This is a genomic window from Vibrio sagamiensis NBRC 104589 (assembly GCF_007990935.1).
Taxonomy (GTDB): domain Bacteria; phylum Pseudomonadota; class Gammaproteobacteria; order Enterobacterales; family Vibrionaceae; genus Vibrio; species Vibrio sagamiensis.
In genome coordinates this window covers 1-16164 of the sequence record NZ_BJXJ01000013.1, presented here as the reverse complement: position 1 = coordinate 16164, position 16164 = coordinate 1, and the positions used below count along the sequence as shown (strand labels likewise).

Below are 16164 nucleotides of genomic sequence, written 5' to 3'. Positions count from 1 at the left end.
ACTCAGCACCCTCGATTTTTGTGTTGGAGAAATCTAAGAAGCCAGACTTTCTACGTAACGATACACGGATTTGAGAAGTGCGATTTTCTTGTCGTCACTTTCATGTTCATGAACTAGGTTTTCTAAATTTAGCATGTAATCTTCAATCTGGCTTTCGAAGATTTCTCGGCAATGCTGTGCCCAACGTCGCTGCTCTTGCTCGTCCAATGTATTGGCGTAGTGCCTTGCACGATAACGGAACAGCAGCAGTTTTATACGCTTATCTGCAAACTCAATATCGAGTGCCGCTAAGTTATTGGGGTCGGTTTCGCGAATGATGTCCATGGCGGCACGATCGGCAGGAGAGAAGAAGCCATCATAGAGTTGTGTGTCGACATCATCGCTTTTGGCAAACTCTCGCTCGATTGAAAAGAGACTGATGAGTTTATCTCGAACTTCAGGGTTCTGGCGTAAAGTAGCAAGGTTACTTAGGCATTGCTGGCGATCAATACCAATGGACTCGGCGTTTTCTGCGGTGAGTGTTTTGGCCGGCGCTAAAATAGGACATTTATTAAGGTGGACTAATTTGACAGGGACGGGTAACAAATCACCGAGATCTTCTCGTTTTGTATAGAGGCGCTGTTGCAACTCATCAGCGGACAAGTCAAGTAAGGGTTGAGGATCCTTAGCGAGATCAACCGTGATCACCGCATTATTGTTGGTAGGATGCCACGCGATTGGAACGATCCAACTCGTATATTGGCATTCCCGGCCCAACATGCCAGACACATGCATAAGAGGAGTCATATTGACGATATCGATCAGCTCATTCAACTTACGTTTGTGACGCATGGAAAAGAAGTAATCGAACAGCTTAGGTTGGGCCGCTTTAATCTTTTTGGCTAGTTCAATGGTCGCAACAACATCGGCCATCGCATCGTGTGCATTACTGTGTTCTATTCCATTCGCGACGGATAAATGTTCTAACTTAAAGCTGGTAAAGCCTTCATCGTTTTCAGGCCACTCGATGCCTTCAGGGCGTAATGCATGGCAGGCTCGCATAACATCAAGTAGATCCCAGCGTGAGTTACCTTTTTGCCAACTCCAAGCATACGGGTCGATAAAGTTACGGTAGCAAGTATAGCGTGTAACTTCATCATCAAAGCGAATGCTATTGTAACCAAGGCTGGTGGTGTTTGGCTTAGAAAGTTCAGCATGGATCTTTGCGATAAATTCCGGTTCAGGTAAGCCATCTTTTAATGCTTTCTGAGGCGTAATGCCAGTAATCAGAGCAGCCTCTGGAGAAGGCAAGTAATCAGCAGGAGGCTGGCAATAGATCACCAGTGGCTCACCAATGATGTTGAAATTTTCATCAGTACGCACACCAGCAAACTGGCTTGGACGATCTTTAGCTGGGCTGGTTCCCCAAGTTTCGTAATCAAAGAAGAAGAATGTAGGCTGTTCGGTATTGTTCATGGTTTTCCTTTTTTTGTTCGCTATTCTTCAAAACTACGCTTTGTATATCAGTCTATTATCAGCTTTCTATATGCTTGTTAGATTTTCATTATTTTTGCACACGTTATATTGGTGCATATGCATCAATATATATCCAAATTTTCAGGTGCGACGTCACATTTAAAAGCAGGCAGCTGAAGCATCACTGACGAGTAGCTAAAAGTCATGATAAAACTGAGCGACCCAGCAGATCTGAATGACGGTGAAAGACTTATAGCAAAAATATCATCTAAAGCAAACATCGTATGCAGTATCGATGTTGATACAATGGAAAAAACAAACGCATATATATAAGTAAGTATCCGATAAGCAGCCCGGGAAATGCAAGGTAAATCCACAATATGGCACCGAGCTTAAAGAAAAAGAGGGCAATCCAGAAATACTCTACTTGTCTTAATCTTCGTTTATAAATTAATGCCATAATGTAAGCCTAAGGATATGTTTACTCTGTTGTTACGGTTGTGTTTTCTGTCTTTATTGGTTTTTACTCAAAATTTAAATTAGTCAACAGGGCCTAACGCATATTGATATCAATAGATCATCTTCACACTTATTAAACATATGGACTATCAAAACTGCTCTGAATCAAACACCTAAAACTCTTTACAGTATAAAATGTGGATTTGTGATTGATAGTACATTTACCTTTGCAATAGACATACAAATCACAACTTTAATCTAGATATACACGAGTGAAATGCATATAACTTCTTGATTCGGAGTGATTACATGCTAAATTTAATACATTGGCAGATTTTATGGTTTATATGGAAATAACAATGAAAAAAATCGCTATGCTACCCATGATGTTTCTTATTTCTACCTCTGTTGCTGGTGGTATATTAAGCGGTTCAGAGGAAGAGCAATTATATAAAATCAACGAAAATTTTGATAAAGAATTCAAAGCAACAAATATCGAAAAACTCACCAAAGATTACAATAAAACAAAGTCAGAAAGCCGTAACTTAGAAGAAAAAATAGAAGACTATAAGGCTTACATTATCGAAGGCTCAGAACTGATGCAAAGAGACCTTATGTCAGGTCAGCCTAATGATGAATTAATAGAATCATTAAAGAAAAGTTCTTATTCTATAAAAGTACTTAATGATGAGTTACAACTCAATCAAGCTAAATTTATGACCATTCATCAAGATATTGAAAAACGAAAAGTATCAGTACTAACCTTGGAAAAAGATAAAAACCAACAAGTTTTGGATTTGTATCGTGAAATTAAATCCAGACTTATTAATGATTCTTCTATTGCCTATAGCCACAAAAGCGACGGAACCATCACATGTAATGCATCAGACAGTATTAGCCGTTGTGTAGAAAGGAATCTATCAGCAATGGAACAGGCGTTTTTACTCAAAATGGGCAATTCAAATGGACTCAAAGTTGAAGACTTTGAAGTGGTCAATGCTTCTTTGGACATGCAAGGGCACTTAAAATATGTGGCAAGTGCAAAATATACGAAGCCATTTACTACTGAAACCGATAAAGTTGTCCGTAAAGAACTGGGGCTGAATAAGCATTTCTTAGTCTTTAAGTCGAACAGTGAAAACACTAAGTACTACGTGAATAGTGATTTTGCGGGTGAAGGTAAAACTGTTGAATACAGGGGCACTTTTGTTGGTGTCATTGATATCGTCGCCGAAAATGGCTCAAAGCGAGAATCAATTAAAGCCACACCTTACACAGAAAATGAATACTACTTCAGTTTCTCTGGAGCGTCGAAAAACAAAACGGCGAGCAAGACCAGCACTTCTAAGGTGCAGGCTAGGAGCTCCAAGCAAGAAACTTTAACTAAACCGACGATTAAAACGCTCAAGGCACCTAAACCTCTTGCGCAAGCAACATCAAAGACTTCAGCAAAATTGTCGGATAAACCATTACCAGATTTTGATGCGATTAACTTTTCTTTATTAACAAGTATTGGTGTAGATGAATCGGAGATCGAATCGTTGAAGGGGCCAACACACACTATTCTTTATCATGATAGTGAACATTTTTATGTGATGCCAGAAGCAGAAAAACAGCAGCCTTATAAAGCTCCTTTGAAAAAAGCCATGGTCTATTGCAAAGATAAACTTTATGCATCATTAACTAATCTTGATGATCTTTGGAACTTAAATGATAAACGTATTTTACCATCGGGGCTGTTTTGGTCTTCTCAAGATACCGGTTCAAAAAGTTCTGATCAGAAGCAGTTTATTTGCAAAGTGAAGAACATGTAACACCTTATAACACTGATACTAATCTCTTAGAATAAAGAAGCCGATAGAAAGTCTATCGGCTTCTTTTTTTGCTCAAGTGTAAGGGGGGACGCTAGGCGATTTGTTCTGTCTCGATAGCTTCGTTTTCTTGTTGTTGCTCTGAAGATTTAAGTACTCGACTTACAATGGTTCCCGCAGTCATTGAACCAGAAACATTTAGTGCGGTACGAGCCATATCGATAAGCGGCTCAATTGATATAAGCAGTGCAGCAATGGTCACAGGTAGCCCCATGGCAGGCAGGACAATTAGAGCCGCAAAAGTCGCACCACCACCAATACCAGCGATACCAAATGAACTGATAATGATGATACCGATCAGTGATAACAAAAAGTGAATGTTTAATGGGTCAATACCAACCGTTGGTGCCACCATCACTGCGAGCATGGCAGGGTAAATGCCAGCACACCCATTTTGACCGATGGTCGCACCTAATGAAGCAGACAGATTAGCAATCGCTGGTGGTACATTGAGTTTATCAATTTGTGCCTCAACGTTAAGTGGAATAGTGGCAGCGGAGCTTCGTGATGTGAAGGCAAAAGTAAGAACTGGCCAAATCTTTTTGAAATAGCTCACTGGGTTCACACCAAAAAGAGAGACTAACAGCGCATGGATAACAAACATCAGTGCAATTGCCACGTATGAAGCAACGATGAAACTAAGTAAGTTCAAAATGTCAGCCATATTAGATGTCGCAACGACTTTCGCCATCAGAGCTGCAATACCATACGGCGTTAGCGCCATGATCATCTTGACCAGACGCATTACAATGGCTTGCGCTGAATTGACGAAGGTTTTGATAGGAGAGTAAAGTTCTTCCTGCTCTAACATGACTTTTCTTGCCGCTATCCCTGTGAGCACACCAAAAATAACCACAGCGATAATGGAAGTGGAGCGAGCACCAGTCAGATCCAAAAATGGGTTAGTCGGAATGAAGCTGATTAGCATTTGTGGAATGGTTAGATTGCTGACAGTATCTGCGCGAGTCTCTAAGGTGGCCATGCGAGCAGCTTCACGGGCACCTTCCGTTAATCCTTCAGCGGACAGACCAAACGTGGTCGCCACAAAAATACCGATAGCCGCGGAAATTCCTGTTGTAACAAGTAAAATGGCAACGGTAAGTCCTGAGATTTTTCCCAATGAACTGCCTTTCTCGAGTTTTACCACTGCCGCGATCATGGAAATCAGTACCAGTGGCATGATGATCATTTTTAACAAGCCGACATAGCCTTGGCCGACTATCGCAACCCATTGCAAGGTTTGTGCAATCATTGGGCTGCCTTCACCATGAAAAATCTGCAGCACAAAACCAAAAAGTGAACCGGTAATGAGGCCAAGTAAAACCAATCTAGAAAGCGAGTGTTGTTTCTGTTGTTGATACAAAATAAACAAGATAATGGCAGCAAATAATGCCAATGAAAGAATAAGTGCAAGCTGCATAAGTAAACCCTATTAAACAAACCAAAAATAACTTAATCCATGTTTTGTTCAGATGGCGCACTGTTTATCGGGGGTGTTGAGCAGCATAGGAAAGGTTTTATCTTAAGTTGTTATACTTTGCTATCTCTACGGTTCAGTAACGACTCTGAGTACATGGAAGCCATTGGCGTAAGATACTCCCAAGCATATAGCATTTAAACGATAAAACACGCATTAGATAGAACCAAATCGAATATCATAGTTTGTTGTACTGCTATGGGACATTCAGATGAAGTGTATCTGGCAACAGAAAGCGCACCAAATATCATTTTAATGGAGGTGGATTGTACCTAGGTGCAGTTCTTGGTTTTACTAGCCTGTGTTAATTCGCCTGAAGTTAGCTCCGTTTCAATTCACAAGTGCGATCAAAATAACAGCAATTTCTCTAACAATTAAGTAGCATAATTCTGTGTCATTAAGGAGTAACGTATGACAAAATCTCTCTTTTGCCAATCATTTTTAGCTGATACTCTAGCTGTTGATATTGACGTTTTACCTACAGAAAAAGTGCTACAAAACGGAGTGAAGTTGAAGCTTCATCAACGAGGTGTGTTGGAAGTTATCCCAGCAAATATCGACGATAAAGCCAAAAATATTATTATTTCATGTGGTGTGCATGGTAATGAAACCGCACCAATGGAGTTAGTTGATTCGATAATCACTGACATTGAGTCCGGCTTTCAACATGTGCATGCGCGGTGCTTATTTATTATTGCTCACCCACATGCGACACTTGCTCACACTCGCTTCCTTGATGTTAATCTCAATCGATTGTTCGATGATAAAGTTCACGAACCAAGCCAAGAGCTTGATATTGCCAATAATTTAAAGTCCTTGGTTACAGAGTTTTATTCCGATACGACCCCTCAATCTCGCTGGCATTTAGACCTGCATTGTGCGATTCGAGGATCGAAGCATTACACCTTTGCTGTCAGCCCCAAAACGCGCCATTTAGTGAGAAGTCATGAGTTAATTGATTTTATTGATGGGTCTCATGTCGAAGCCTTATTACTTTCCAATTCACCATCCAGCACATTCAGTTGGTTCAGTGCTGAGAATTTTGAGGCGCAAGCACTGACCATGGAGCTTGGTCGCGTGGCGCAGATTGGGCATAATGCTCTTGATAGATTAGCTGCTTTTGATTTAACTCTGCGTAACTTAATCGCCTGTACGAAAAGTGAACACATTCCTAAGCCCTGTATTAAATATCGTGTCAGTCGAACGATAGTACGTATGCATGAAGACTTTGATTTTTTATTTGATGATGATGTTAAAAATTTCACGGCATTTGTTCATGGTGAAGTTTTTGGTTACGACGGTGATAAGCCACTGATGGCAAAAAATGATCATGAAGCAATTGTCTTCCCAAATCGACATGTTGCAATTGGTCAACGAGCAGCGCTTATGGTGTGTGAAGTAAAAACACGCTTCGAACAAGGTGAATTAGTGTATGACTAGGAGCGGTACTTCGGGTAAAGTAGGCGGATTAGCTCATTAGCAAATAAACAAGGCTTAACGGAATGTTAAGCCTTGTTTATATTAATCGGATATTATGGAACTTCATCAACTTATCCAGCAAAAAGCACGGCGATGGCAGCGCAATTTGGTACTTATGGCTGTTATATTATTGATGCTTGCAGCTGTGCATTTAATGGTCGGGGAGATCTTACTCACTCCTTTTAAAGCCTTATCAATGTTTGAACAGAAGCTCTTGTGGGATTTACGCTTACCTCGTTTGATTTCTGCTGCGGTCATTGGGGCGGCATTAGCCGTCTCAGGGGCGACACTCCAGGTGTTGTTAGGTAACCCTCTAGCTGAGCCAGGGGTACTGGGCATATCTGGTGGTGCAAGCTTGGCGATGGTGATAGTGATGTTTGCCTTGCCAGTAGAGCCTACAGCTATGGTGTTTATGGCTTCGGCCATATTTGGCGCTATGGCATTTACGTTTATCCTTGTTGGTATGGCTAGGGCTTTTTATCTATCGACAGCTCGCTTGCTGCTGGTTGGTCTTGCCTTGGGGATCTTTTCCAGTGCTATCGTTACATGGGCATTTTATTTCAGTGACTCGCTTAACCTTCGTCAATTAATGTATTGGTTGATGGGCAGTATCAGTGGCTCTAGTTGGTCTCAACATTGGGTCTCACTGCTCATGGTACCCGTATTAGTCTGGCTGTGTTGCCAAGGAAAATCACTTGATAAACTCATGCTTGGTGAAGTGCACGCGACGCAGCTGGGAGTTAATGTGCATGAAATGCGCTGGAAACTGATCCTCGCGATAGCCATTTTGGTTGGTGGTGCGGTCTCGCTTGGTGGGATTATTAGCTTCGTCGGTCTGGTCGTGCCACATCTATTGCGTTTGATTTTTGGAACTGAAAATCGATATCTATTGCCACTTTCTGCACTTTGCGGGGCTGGGCTACTGATTTTTGCCGATATTAATGCTCGGCTATGGTTGGATTCAGCGGAATTGCCTCTGGGGGTGATGACCACCACTATAGGTGTGCCGATTTTTATTTGGATACTGGTGAAAAAGCATGATCAACATTAATAATATCTCGGTTGATCGCCGTTTGTTTCCGACTTCTTTTACATGCAAAGCAGGTGAGTTGATCCATGTGATTGGCCCTAATGGTTCAGGGAAAAGTACGTTGTTATCCGCTATTGCAGGAGTGTTGGGTCAAAGTACAAAAGTGACTGGATCCGTCCTGATTAACGAAGTCGATGTACTGTCTTTAGCCTTAGGTGAGCAAGCTTGTCTGCGTGGTTTTCTATCGCAACAATCGAAACCTGCTTTTAATATTGATGTCTTTCAATACCTTGCTCTTTCTTTACCTAATGGGCTTGATCTCACTGACAGCACCATTATTGAAGCAGTAGATACGGTGTTAAATTTGGTTCAATTGCGAGACAAGCTGCATCAAAGCATTCAAGCTTTATCTGGAGGAGAGTGGCAAAGAGTTCGACTTGCAGGTGTCTGTTTGCAGGTTTGGCGCACTATTAACCCTAATGCTAAATTACTGTTGCTCGATGAACCAGCAGCCTCGCTAGATATTGCTCAAGATCATTCTCTTTATCGATTAATTGATGCAGTTATAAGTCAAGGGATCACGGTGATCGTAGCCAATCATGATCTCAATAGAACCTTAAATCATGCTGATAAAGTCGCACTACTGAGTAATGGGATACTACAAATCTATGCAGAGACAGAACAAGTGATGACGCCAAAGTGGCTTGGCAGTGCTTTTAATACCGAAGTAAGAAAAGTACAGCTAGATGATCGTCAGCTATTATTGTTTGATTAGGTGGAGTGCAAGCGGGTATACATGAATAACAGAAACGACTCAGAGTTAGTCGGTTTGTTTTACCAATACTGCTTTATTTAAACCGTTGTAAAAATTATTGCGATAATGGCTTAAGGTTTGTTAGACGATAGTAAGTGGATTTTAGTACTTTTCTTTTGCAAGCCGCTTTGCCTTCTTCAAAAAAATCTTCCGCACATTTGGCAATAATGCCATGAATGACCTTTTACAGTTGCATTCTATTTTACAATGATCGATTAGACCATCATAATAACAAACCGACCTGTAAAGCCCAATAGATAGAATTCCATTTATTTAGAGCCTTTCAGTTGAAAGCCATCTTATAGAAAAATATATTAGCTAGAGTTTGGATAAACCTCACAAAGTAATTCAGAGGATAATAGGAGTGGCTATGATTGCTGTAGTAAGAAAGTGAGTCTAAACAGCGGTTTATAACTTGCAAATACTAGGCTAACAATGATAGAAATATAGCAGTCCTGAAACAGCGGAAACCATAGAGTCTATTGTATCTAAGGAGTAGATTTTGCCACATTGTATTGTCGAACATTCATCATCTATCGACTCGAAAAACGTGAACCAGAAAGTGTTTCAAGGTGCTTTAGAATCAAATATATTTGAGCCTGATGGCAGTGATATCAAAGTTAGAAGTATTGCGTATGAACATTATCAAACAGGTTCATTGGAAGAGAACTTTGTTCACGTAACCTTGCGTATTCTTTCTGGTCGTAGTGCACAAGAAAAGCTACTTTTATCTAATAGTGTTATCTCAAAGTTGAGATCAATTCATTTAGTTAATGCGTCTTTAACCGTAGAGGTTGTTGATATAGATAGGAACAGTTACACAAAACAAATAGTTTAAAATGTAAAGAATCAATGCTTTTTAGATCTACCTATATCTTATTAGTAATTTTAAATATAGTGAGCGCATTTAATTTTGAGTTTATTTAAAATAAACTCAATTACAGATACCTTCAGTGAATTAAGCACTTTTTAAATAAGCCTCTTGGAGACGCTTAAGCGATTTGTGTCATTTCATTCAGTGTGAAACTTGCTACAGCACCTTCCGTTGCAGAGATATATTCAGAAAGGTGTTTATTTCCCATATGTACTTGCCAAAGCTCGCGAGATACCCAATTCTCGTAAAACATAAAATGTGCTGGGTTGTTATGATCTTGATGAAGATCGTAGTTTATACATCCCTCTTCATTGCGGGTGATATCTATTAACTTTATGAGCTCTGATTTAACTAACTCAATTTTATCTTCATTTGCAACGATGTTAGCGACAATCGTTAATTTACTCATATAACTTTCCTTATGGTTAATCAATACAACCTATTTGGCTGTCTCATTTAGATAACGATATTTTATAGAGTTATTGGTATAAGAAAAACAAGGTTCGAATTGATTAATTGTCAAATTTAGTTTGATAATCAATTATCATAGGATAGTGTTTTAGAGGTGGAAAAATATTGTGATAAAATTGAAAATGTTTCGTGAGCGTATTTTGAGTTAACTCAGCCTAAAACTAGAGAATGCCAATCAACTTGTGATTGGCACCATGTTAAAAGTTTATCTCGTAGATTTATTTTTTAATTTATGCAAAAGCGTTTTCGATATTCACCATTGCGATACCGCGAACTTGCATAGAATCTACAGCCAACGCATGAGCAATAGGGTCAATGGTACAGCAACACTCTTCAATGACTTTTGGATTGTATTTTGCTGCAGCTGGAGATAGTGCAGTGTGTGTCACACAGTTATGGGTCATCATTCCCGTTAATAAAATCTCCTCTACTCCCATGCTCTGAAGTAGTTCTTCTAGATTCGTTTTTTCAAAACAATCAGCGTGACGTTTAACAACAACTGGTGAGGTTGGAGCTGCTGCCATGATGTCTTTATGAACTTCAGCACCTTCTGAATTATCGTAGAAGAATAAACCTTCACCAAGTTCCGGTGACACTAGATGCTGAATGTGAATAATTGGAATGTTCTTTGAATTCGCAATAGCCATAGCTTTTAGCGTTTTTTCAGTTGTAATTTCAGGTTGATAAAGAGGATATTTACCATCAGAAAAATAGTCATTTTGGATGTCAATTACGATTAGCGCTTGTTTAGTCATGATGTTTCCTTTGAATGTCTCGTTTTGATGAGTTCATTATGTTGAATTTACACTTTTGATACGAGAGGCTAAAATGACACATAAGAAGTTAAATGCGACAATGTAATTAAAATGAAAATAGTTAAAATTGAAGTCATTAATTACCCAACAGCCAGTCAGGCAGCGGTACATGGTTTTGCTGAAACAATGATGCTTGCTAACACAATTTGTCGACAGCTGGATGTATCTATTAGTTTCGATGTGAGCATAATGACGCTGGAGCAGCTTAATATTGAAAGCTATGCTAAGGTTGTGGTTTTACCGCCTTGTATCAATGATGATTTTTACACCCAACACAATATGGATTTGAATCAATATCTCTTAACGATGCAACAACAGGGGGCTATACTTGCTTCAGCTTGTGTGGGTGCATTTATTCTTGCAAGAGGAGGCTTTCTAGATAACAAGTTTTGTACGACACATTGGCGGCTTGGTGAAACTTTTCAAATCGCCTTTCCTAGAGCAAAGCTCAACGACAATGCGATAATTGTAAATGAAGGGAACATCATTACCGCAGGTGGCCGCATGGCATGGCTTGATCTGGTATTTGAGATAATTTCATTATTTTCATCACCCACAATTGCTCTGAGGCTGTCCAAAGAAATGGTGGTTGATAGCGGTTTTCGTGAACAGAGGTTTTACCATCAATTTATACCAAAGCGAGATCACGGTGATGAGCTGGTTCTTAAAGTTCAAAATTATTTAGATGAACATTATGCTAACCCTTCTTCTGTAAAGAATATTGCGGAGAGTCACTTTGTTAGCCCTAGAACACTGCAAAGACGATTTATCAAATCAATTGACCTAACTGTTGTTCAGTATTTACAAAAGTTGCGATTGCATAATGCGTGTCAACTGATTGAACTCACCAAAAAGGGAGTTTCTGAAATCTCGTATGGTGTTGGATATCAAGATGTAAGTGCTTTTAGAAAAGTCTTTATGAGGGAGTACGGTCTTACTCCAACAGAATTTCGAAAGCGGTTTAGTAGTGCTCCAATAGACGAATGACTAGATCATATAGATATTGGAGACTAACGGGTTTGGTTTTGACGATGTTTTAGGAGGCGCCCATTTGACCGCCTCATTTGTAGATAAACTTTCTGAAAGTTATTGTTAGAATTGATGGTTAACTATTAATTGATAAAATTTAATGGGTTACTGCTTATTTGAACAGGGTAAAGGTTATTTTCTTAATGATAGTTTGAAGATCCTTTTTGGAGTTCAATTTTTTAGAAGTATATGCTCGCATTCTAAGTCTCTACCGATTTTTAATTAAATTGTTAAACTTTCAGAGCCAAAGGATCAAAATACAATGAATTTTCATCGTTTGTTGGTGAATTTGATGGCTCATTGGACTCAACTAAAAGATCGTAATGTGAGCTAAGTATATCAAGTTGATGGTACAAGCTATCTCCTTCCGCTTGTACAAGTGGTTGTTGATTCCAGAGGATGAACTCACCAGTGTCCTTATCAATTCCTATTACTGGCTTTTGCTCTTCTTGGCTAAAGATATTCATCTCAAGAAAATTCTGCGCCTTGTCCATGTTGAGGTTATTTATATTTGAGAACATTAACAATCTACCACTTGGGTGCTCTGTAATGTGACATTCTTGCTCTCCAACCTTTAAGCTTGTAATTTCATCTATGTTTTGTGGTGTATCTAAGTCGAGCTTTAAACAAAGCATCTCAATGGCTTTTATGTATTGCTTATTCACTTCACTATTCCAATATATTGAACTTTTAAATAATTTAACTAGTAATATTTATGTCAATTAATGAATGTCAATATTGGTTAGTTTTTTTATATATCAGATATTTTTTTTTGATAATTAAGGTTAATGTTGATGCCTCCAGCATGTTTACTCTCTTACACTGAACAAAATCGTTAAGCGATAGAAGAAAATTCATATGGTCATGCCAAATAGTATCCAAAGTAGATTGGTTAATTCAAAATGCACAAACGTCTAGTGAAGGTAAAGTTGGTGACAAAACCATGTAACATATCTCGACTGGATTCCAAACATCGGAGACTGATGTCGAATCAACTTGAGCGCTTAAATCCAAGCAAACCTATGTAATTCAATCGGTCGGTGGTGCTTCTGCATTTATTGGTTAAAACTCTAAACAGAAACAGAAACAGAAACAGAAACAGAAACAGAAACAGAAACAGAAACAGAACAAGTGATGACGCCTGAGTGGCTCAGCAGTGCTTTTAATACTGAGGTAAGAAAAGTGCAGTTAGATGATCGCCAGCTGTTATTGTTTGATTAGTTAGGGTGTAAGCGGAGATACATTAATAACAGAAACGACCCAGAGTCTGTCGTTTCTGTTTTACCGATACTGTTTTTACTAGGATCGTTATTTTGATTACTGCGTTAATGGCTTAAGGTCAGCGGGTCGATAGTAAACGGACTTTAGGACTTTCCCTTTACGAACCGTTTTACCCTCTGCAACAAAATCTTCGGCACACTTGGCAATGATGTATTCACCTTTTGGTACTGACATAAGCTTGATGCCTTGGTCAGCGTAAAACTGTTCTGTTTCCGTGTACTCTTTCTCATTGCGACATACTTTGCTCATATTGCTGGAGTGTACTTCGTCCCAACAAGGGATAAAATTGATGCCACGGTTGACTGCAACATTCAGTAATAGATCAATTAGGTAGCTGATTGCTAAGTTATCTGAGACTTGGCTGTGTCCGAGGTGGACTAAGCGGCCCATTAGAACGTACACACTGTCAATAATGGCGTCGGCTTGCTCTGTTTTGCAGCCAGCTTCGGCAAGTTCAGTCAGTTCTTCAATCGCGAGTGATGTATGCAGTGTGTCTGCTTGAGCATCGAGACTAGCTGGATCATCAACAGGCAGATCGAATGTACTACGGAATTCAGTGATGTCACGGTATAGGTGATCAAAAATGTCTTGAGTGAGCTTTGACAGTTGCATTGTACTTTCCAAGGAATCAATTAAGAACGTCATAATAGCAAACCGACCTGTGAAGCCCAATAGGAGGAGTTCTATTTGCTCAGAAATTTACCTGTGAGCATTTAATTGAATGAAATGCCACACAATTAAGTGATATGCCCCAAAGGGCGAGCGACCTGAGTGCTAAGGTCATCTCGCTGAATACTGTATCTTGAGGTTACGACTACCGAGGACGAGGATCTTTGAATATACCCATTATATATTGACGTATACTCTATCATTATTGGCAGAAAAATTTTATTTTTATAAACACCAATTTTGATAATCTACATAATTACGATTAATATTGATATTTTACAGCATGATTACTTTCGTAAGATAACAAAATTGTTAATAAAGGAAAGTAATATGGTCATGCCAAACAGTATTCAAAGCACTGCAGTTAATACGCAATCATTTCAAGCTGAACAAAAGCCAAGTGAAGGAAAGTTGGGTGAAAAAACGGCACAACATATCCTAACTGATTCAAAAGCATTAGAAACAGCATCAAAGACTGATGTTGAGGCAAACTCAACACTTAAATTTAAAGAAGCTAAAGTTGTTCAATCTGAAGGCGGTGCCTCTGTAGTAGTTCGACAAAACTCTGAATCAGAGCAATTATATGTTCGCCCTAAATCTTATAGAGATGCATTGCTTACCAACCTTGTTAATAGTGACGGTGTAGCAGCAACTAATGCTATAAGCGAGAATCTATCAACAGGCGTGAATAGCAGCCCACTCATCAAGCACTCCTTGCTTAATCCAGAAACTCCTATAGGGAAGCTTTCTATGCTGGGCTCTCATGATGCTGGCACATTTGCGTTTAGCAGGAAAGAATCTGGGGTAGGTAGCCTAGGCTCTCTTGTACCTGGTCAGTTTAAAACACAAAATCTAAACTTAGTTCAGCAAGCCGAAGCGGGGGCGACATATTTTGACATCAGAGTTACTTTATCAAAAAGTAGTGGAAAGCATGAGTTTTTTCATGGTCCTAGCTCCGCAGGTGACGCAGAAAAACATGTTAAGGATTTGCTGCAACATGCTGTAAATGACAGTGATAATATCTACTTACTCAAGTTTGATCTAAAAAAAGGAGGCTCTGACTTCCTTGAAAAGGTATTGACAGAAGATGTGAATTCTCACCTTATTAAAAAAGATAATGACAAAAATATTGCTGAATTGAAGTTATCAGATACTTTACATAAAGGAAAAAATATTGGGTTAATGTTGAAAGCTCCTGGAGATGACGATGATTTCAGTTATAAACAAGAAACGCATACTAAATGGGCTGATAAAAATAATGTAAAGGACACAGTAGATTTCTTGAAAGAATTTCACCAGGAAAGTACGGTGTCTGGCAACAAGCTCAATATTATGCAAACCAATATGCCAGGAAAAGGAACAGAAAGTGTTAAACCACTTTTGACTCGTGGAGCAGAAGAGTTAGCTAATACAGTGAAAGACTTACCGCCAGGTATTATTAGTGGTGACTATATTGGTTTAGAAGAAGGCCCATATGGAAGTTACATGGATATTATAAATGCTAATAATGATAGCTTAATAAATAAACCGAAAGGGTTTATGACAAAAATATAATAAAGAAATAAAATTACTGACAATAATTTCATTAAGTTAAGGTGAAATAATACTGGGCAATGCTAAAATTTATTAGCAATTCGCTCTTTATTTTTGACGAATTATCTTAGTTATATAAAAGCATCTTTTTGTCAAAAGCTATGTTATCTCAAGGTGTTCTATTCAAAGAAGGCGACGATCTAGTCGCCTCTTTGATTGCCAATTCACCTTAGTTAAGCAAATTTTAACTAAACAAATAAGGGAAAAGCTTTTTACGTTCTTGCTCAGATAGAGCAGAGACACGAGCAATGTTTGTATCTGGGATAGATTCTGGATTTGGGTAATGCTTCAGCACTCTTTCCATACTTTCTTCACGAATAAGATGAAAGATAGGGTATGGAGAGCGATTGGTTAGGTTTTCGGCATCTTCAGGCTCAGTGCCACCAAAACAATAATTGGGATGAAAAGTTGCAACTTGATACACTCCTTCCCAGTTTTGCTGTTTAATTAAACTTTCAACCCAATCTATGAACAAATTATAATCCCAAAAATCTTCCAGCATGTTCGGTACGACGACCAAGGTTGTTTCGAGTGATTCAGGATCTGTGTTATCCAGTTCATGCAGTTGCAAAAGAATGTCTTCTAGTAAGGCTTCTTCTTTGTTTGCTTGACTGATAAACGTTTTAATTTGTTTATTTCGTTGCGGTTTAGCGGCGAAAGGGCATAGGTTTAAACCGATCACAACCTCTTCAAGCCATGTGGTGACTTGTTCAGTGATGGCATCCGTGGTTGTATTACCGCTAGTTGAGGTATGGGTGTTCGAGCTTGACGACATACAATAAGTTATAGTTTGATGAATGTATGACAAGCATAACAGAGTTAGATTCTCTATGCCCATTGGGGCTTG

The 16164-nt window shown here is 39.1% G+C and carries 14 protein-coding genes and 1 pseudogene; 7 read left to right on the top strand and 8 right to left on the bottom strand.

The window, feature by feature from the left end; translation table 11 throughout:
- Positions 1-33: 33 nt before the first annotated feature.
- Positions 34-1455, bottom strand: a complete 1422-nt coding sequence (gene sbcB / locus VSA01S_RS08065) for an exodeoxyribonuclease I (protein ID WP_039982621.1) — start codon at positions 1453-1455, stop codon at positions 34-36.
- 785 nt (positions 1456-2240) lie between these two features.
- Here sbcB and VSA01S_RS08060 point away from each other — a divergent pair.
- Positions 2241-3728: a hypothetical protein gene (locus VSA01S_RS08060; RefSeq protein WP_147052687.1), complete on the top strand. Its 1488-nt coding sequence runs from the start codon at positions 2241-2243 to the stop codon at positions 3726-3728.
- Positions 3729-3819: 91 nt separating this feature from the next.
- Here the strand turns inward: VSA01S_RS08060 and VSA01S_RS08055 are convergent, their stop codons facing one another.
- Positions 3820-5205, bottom strand: coding sequence for an L-cystine transporter (locus VSA01S_RS08055; RefSeq protein ID WP_039982624.1), 1386 nt, complete (start codon positions 5203-5205; stop codon positions 3820-3822).
- Positions 5206-5673: 468 nt separating this feature from the next.
- Between VSA01S_RS08055 and VSA01S_RS08050 the strand changes: the two genes are divergently transcribed.
- The 3 genes from VSA01S_RS08050 (at position 5674) to btuD (ending at position 8546) form a co-directional block, all read left to right on the top strand.
- The gene (locus tag VSA01S_RS08050) at positions 5674-6702 is read left to right on the top strand and encodes a succinylglutamate desuccinylase (RefSeq protein WP_039982625.1); all 1029 of its coding nucleotides are present in this window, start codon (positions 5674-5676) and stop codon (positions 6700-6702) included.
- Between the two features lie 94 nt (positions 6703-6796).
- Positions 6797-7792 carry a vitamin B12 ABC transporter permease BtuC gene (gene btuC, locus VSA01S_RS08045; protein ID WP_039982626.1) on the top strand — a complete coding sequence of 332 codons (996 nt, stop codon included), beginning with the start codon at positions 6797-6799 and terminating at the stop codon, positions 7790-7792.
- Positions 7779-8546, top strand: a complete 768-nt coding sequence (gene btuD, locus VSA01S_RS08040) for a vitamin B12 ABC transporter ATP-binding protein BtuD (RefSeq protein ID WP_039982628.1) — start codon at positions 7779-7781, stop codon at positions 8544-8546. Before btuC ends, btuD begins: the two co-directional genes overlap by 14 nt.
- 94 nt (positions 8547-8640) lie before the next feature.
- On the opposite strand, the pseudogene VSA01S_RS20295 reads toward btuD, so the two are convergent.
- Positions 8641-8754: pseudogene (locus VSA01S_RS20295) on the bottom strand (nucleoside triphosphate pyrophosphohydrolase family protein); the annotation flags it as partial.
- 333 nt (positions 8755-9087) lie between these two features.
- On the opposite strand from VSA01S_RS20295, the gene VSA01S_RS08030 reads away from it, so the two are divergent.
- Positions 9088-9423: a 5-carboxymethyl-2-hydroxymuconate Delta-isomerase gene (locus VSA01S_RS08030; protein WP_039982629.1), complete on the top strand. Its 336-nt coding sequence runs from the start codon at positions 9088-9090 to the stop codon at positions 9421-9423.
- 154 nt (positions 9424-9577) lie between these two features.
- Here the strand turns inward: VSA01S_RS08030 and VSA01S_RS08025 are convergent, their stop codons facing one another.
- Together VSA01S_RS08025 and VSA01S_RS08020 are read right to left on the bottom strand one after the other, a co-directional pair.
- Positions 9578-9868 (bottom strand): putative quinol monooxygenase, encoded by a 291-nt coding sequence (locus tag VSA01S_RS08025; RefSeq protein WP_039982630.1) that lies wholly within the window; start codon positions 9866-9868, stop codon positions 9578-9580.
- Between the two features lie 292 nt (positions 9869-10160).
- The gene (locus VSA01S_RS08020; RefSeq protein ID WP_039982632.1) at positions 10161-10685 is read right to left on the bottom strand and encodes a cysteine hydrolase family protein; all 525 of its coding nucleotides are present in this window, start codon (positions 10683-10685) and stop codon (positions 10161-10163) included.
- A 111-nt stretch (positions 10686-10796) separates the two neighbouring features.
- On the opposite strand from VSA01S_RS08020, the gene VSA01S_RS08015 reads away from it, so the two are divergent.
- Entirely contained in the window at positions 10797-11732 is a 936-nt protein-coding gene (locus VSA01S_RS08015) for a GlxA family transcriptional regulator (RefSeq protein ID WP_039982634.1), read from the top strand.
- A gap of 272 nt (positions 11733-12004) precedes the next feature.
- Here VSA01S_RS08015 and VSA01S_RS08010 read toward each other — a convergent pair whose 3' ends face one another.
- On the bottom strand, positions 12005-12439 hold the full coding sequence (locus tag VSA01S_RS08010) for a CesT family type III secretion system chaperone (protein WP_050567417.1): 435 nt from the start codon (positions 12437-12439) through the stop codon (positions 12005-12007).
- Positions 12440-13091: 652 nt separating this feature from the next.
- On the bottom strand, positions 13092-13667 hold the full coding sequence (locus tag VSA01S_RS08005) for a nucleoside triphosphate pyrophosphohydrolase family protein (RefSeq protein WP_039982636.1): 576 nt from the start codon (positions 13665-13667) through the stop codon (positions 13092-13094).
- Between the two features lie 387 nt (positions 13668-14054).
- On the opposite strand from VSA01S_RS08005, the gene VSA01S_RS08000 reads away from it, so the two are divergent.
- Positions 14055-15278 (top strand): PI-PLC domain-containing protein, encoded by a 1224-nt coding sequence (locus VSA01S_RS08000; RefSeq protein ID WP_039982637.1) that lies wholly within the window; start codon positions 14055-14057, stop codon positions 15276-15278.
- A 223-nt stretch (positions 15279-15501) separates the two neighbouring features.
- Here VSA01S_RS08000 and VSA01S_RS07995 read toward each other — a convergent pair whose 3' ends face one another.
- Positions 15502-16092 carry a DUF1415 domain-containing protein gene (locus VSA01S_RS07995; protein WP_039982638.1) on the bottom strand — a complete coding sequence of 197 codons (591 nt, stop codon included), beginning with the start codon at positions 16090-16092 and terminating at the stop codon, positions 15502-15504.
- Positions 16093-16164: the final 72 nt, after the last annotated feature.

Excerpts from the sequence above, each read along its gene's own strand:
- sbcB (WP_039982621.1), bottom strand. The coding sequence starts at position 1,455 with ATGAACAATACCGAACAGCCTACATTCTTCTTCTTTGATTACGAAACT.
- VSA01S_RS08055 (WP_039982624.1), bottom strand. The coding sequence starts at position 5,205 with ATGCAGCTTGCACTTATTCTTTCATTGGCATTATTTGCTGCCATTATC.
- VSA01S_RS08050 (WP_039982625.1), top strand. The coding sequence starts at position 5,674 with ATGACAAAATCTCTCTTTTGCCAATCATTTTTAGCTGATACTCTAGCT.
- btuC (WP_039982626.1), top strand. The coding sequence starts at position 6,797 with ATGGAACTTCATCAACTTATCCAGCAAAAAGCACGGCGATGGCAGCGC.
- btuD (WP_039982628.1), top strand. The coding sequence starts at position 7,779 with ATGATCAACATTAATAATATCTCGGTTGATCGCCGTTTGTTTCCGACT.
- VSA01S_RS08025 (WP_039982630.1), bottom strand. The coding sequence starts at position 9,868 with ATGAGTAAATTAACGATTGTCGCTAACATCGTTGCAAATGAAGATAAA.
- VSA01S_RS08020 (WP_039982632.1), bottom strand. The coding sequence starts at position 10,685 with ATGACTAAACAAGCGCTAATCGTAATTGACATCCAAAATGACTATTTT.
- VSA01S_RS08015 (WP_039982634.1), top strand. The coding sequence starts at position 10,797 with ATGAAAATAGTTAAAATTGAAGTCATTAATTACCCAACAGCCAGTCAG.
- VSA01S_RS08005 (WP_039982636.1), bottom strand. The coding sequence starts at position 13,667 with ATGCAACTGTCAAAGCTCACTCAAGACATTTTTGATCACCTATACCGT.
- VSA01S_RS08000 (WP_039982637.1), top strand. The coding sequence starts at position 14,055 with ATGGTCATGCCAAACAGTATTCAAAGCACTGCAGTTAATACGCAATCA.
- VSA01S_RS07995 (WP_039982638.1), bottom strand. The coding sequence starts at position 16,092 with ATGTCGTCAAGCTCGAACACCCATACCTCAACTAGCGGTAATACAACC.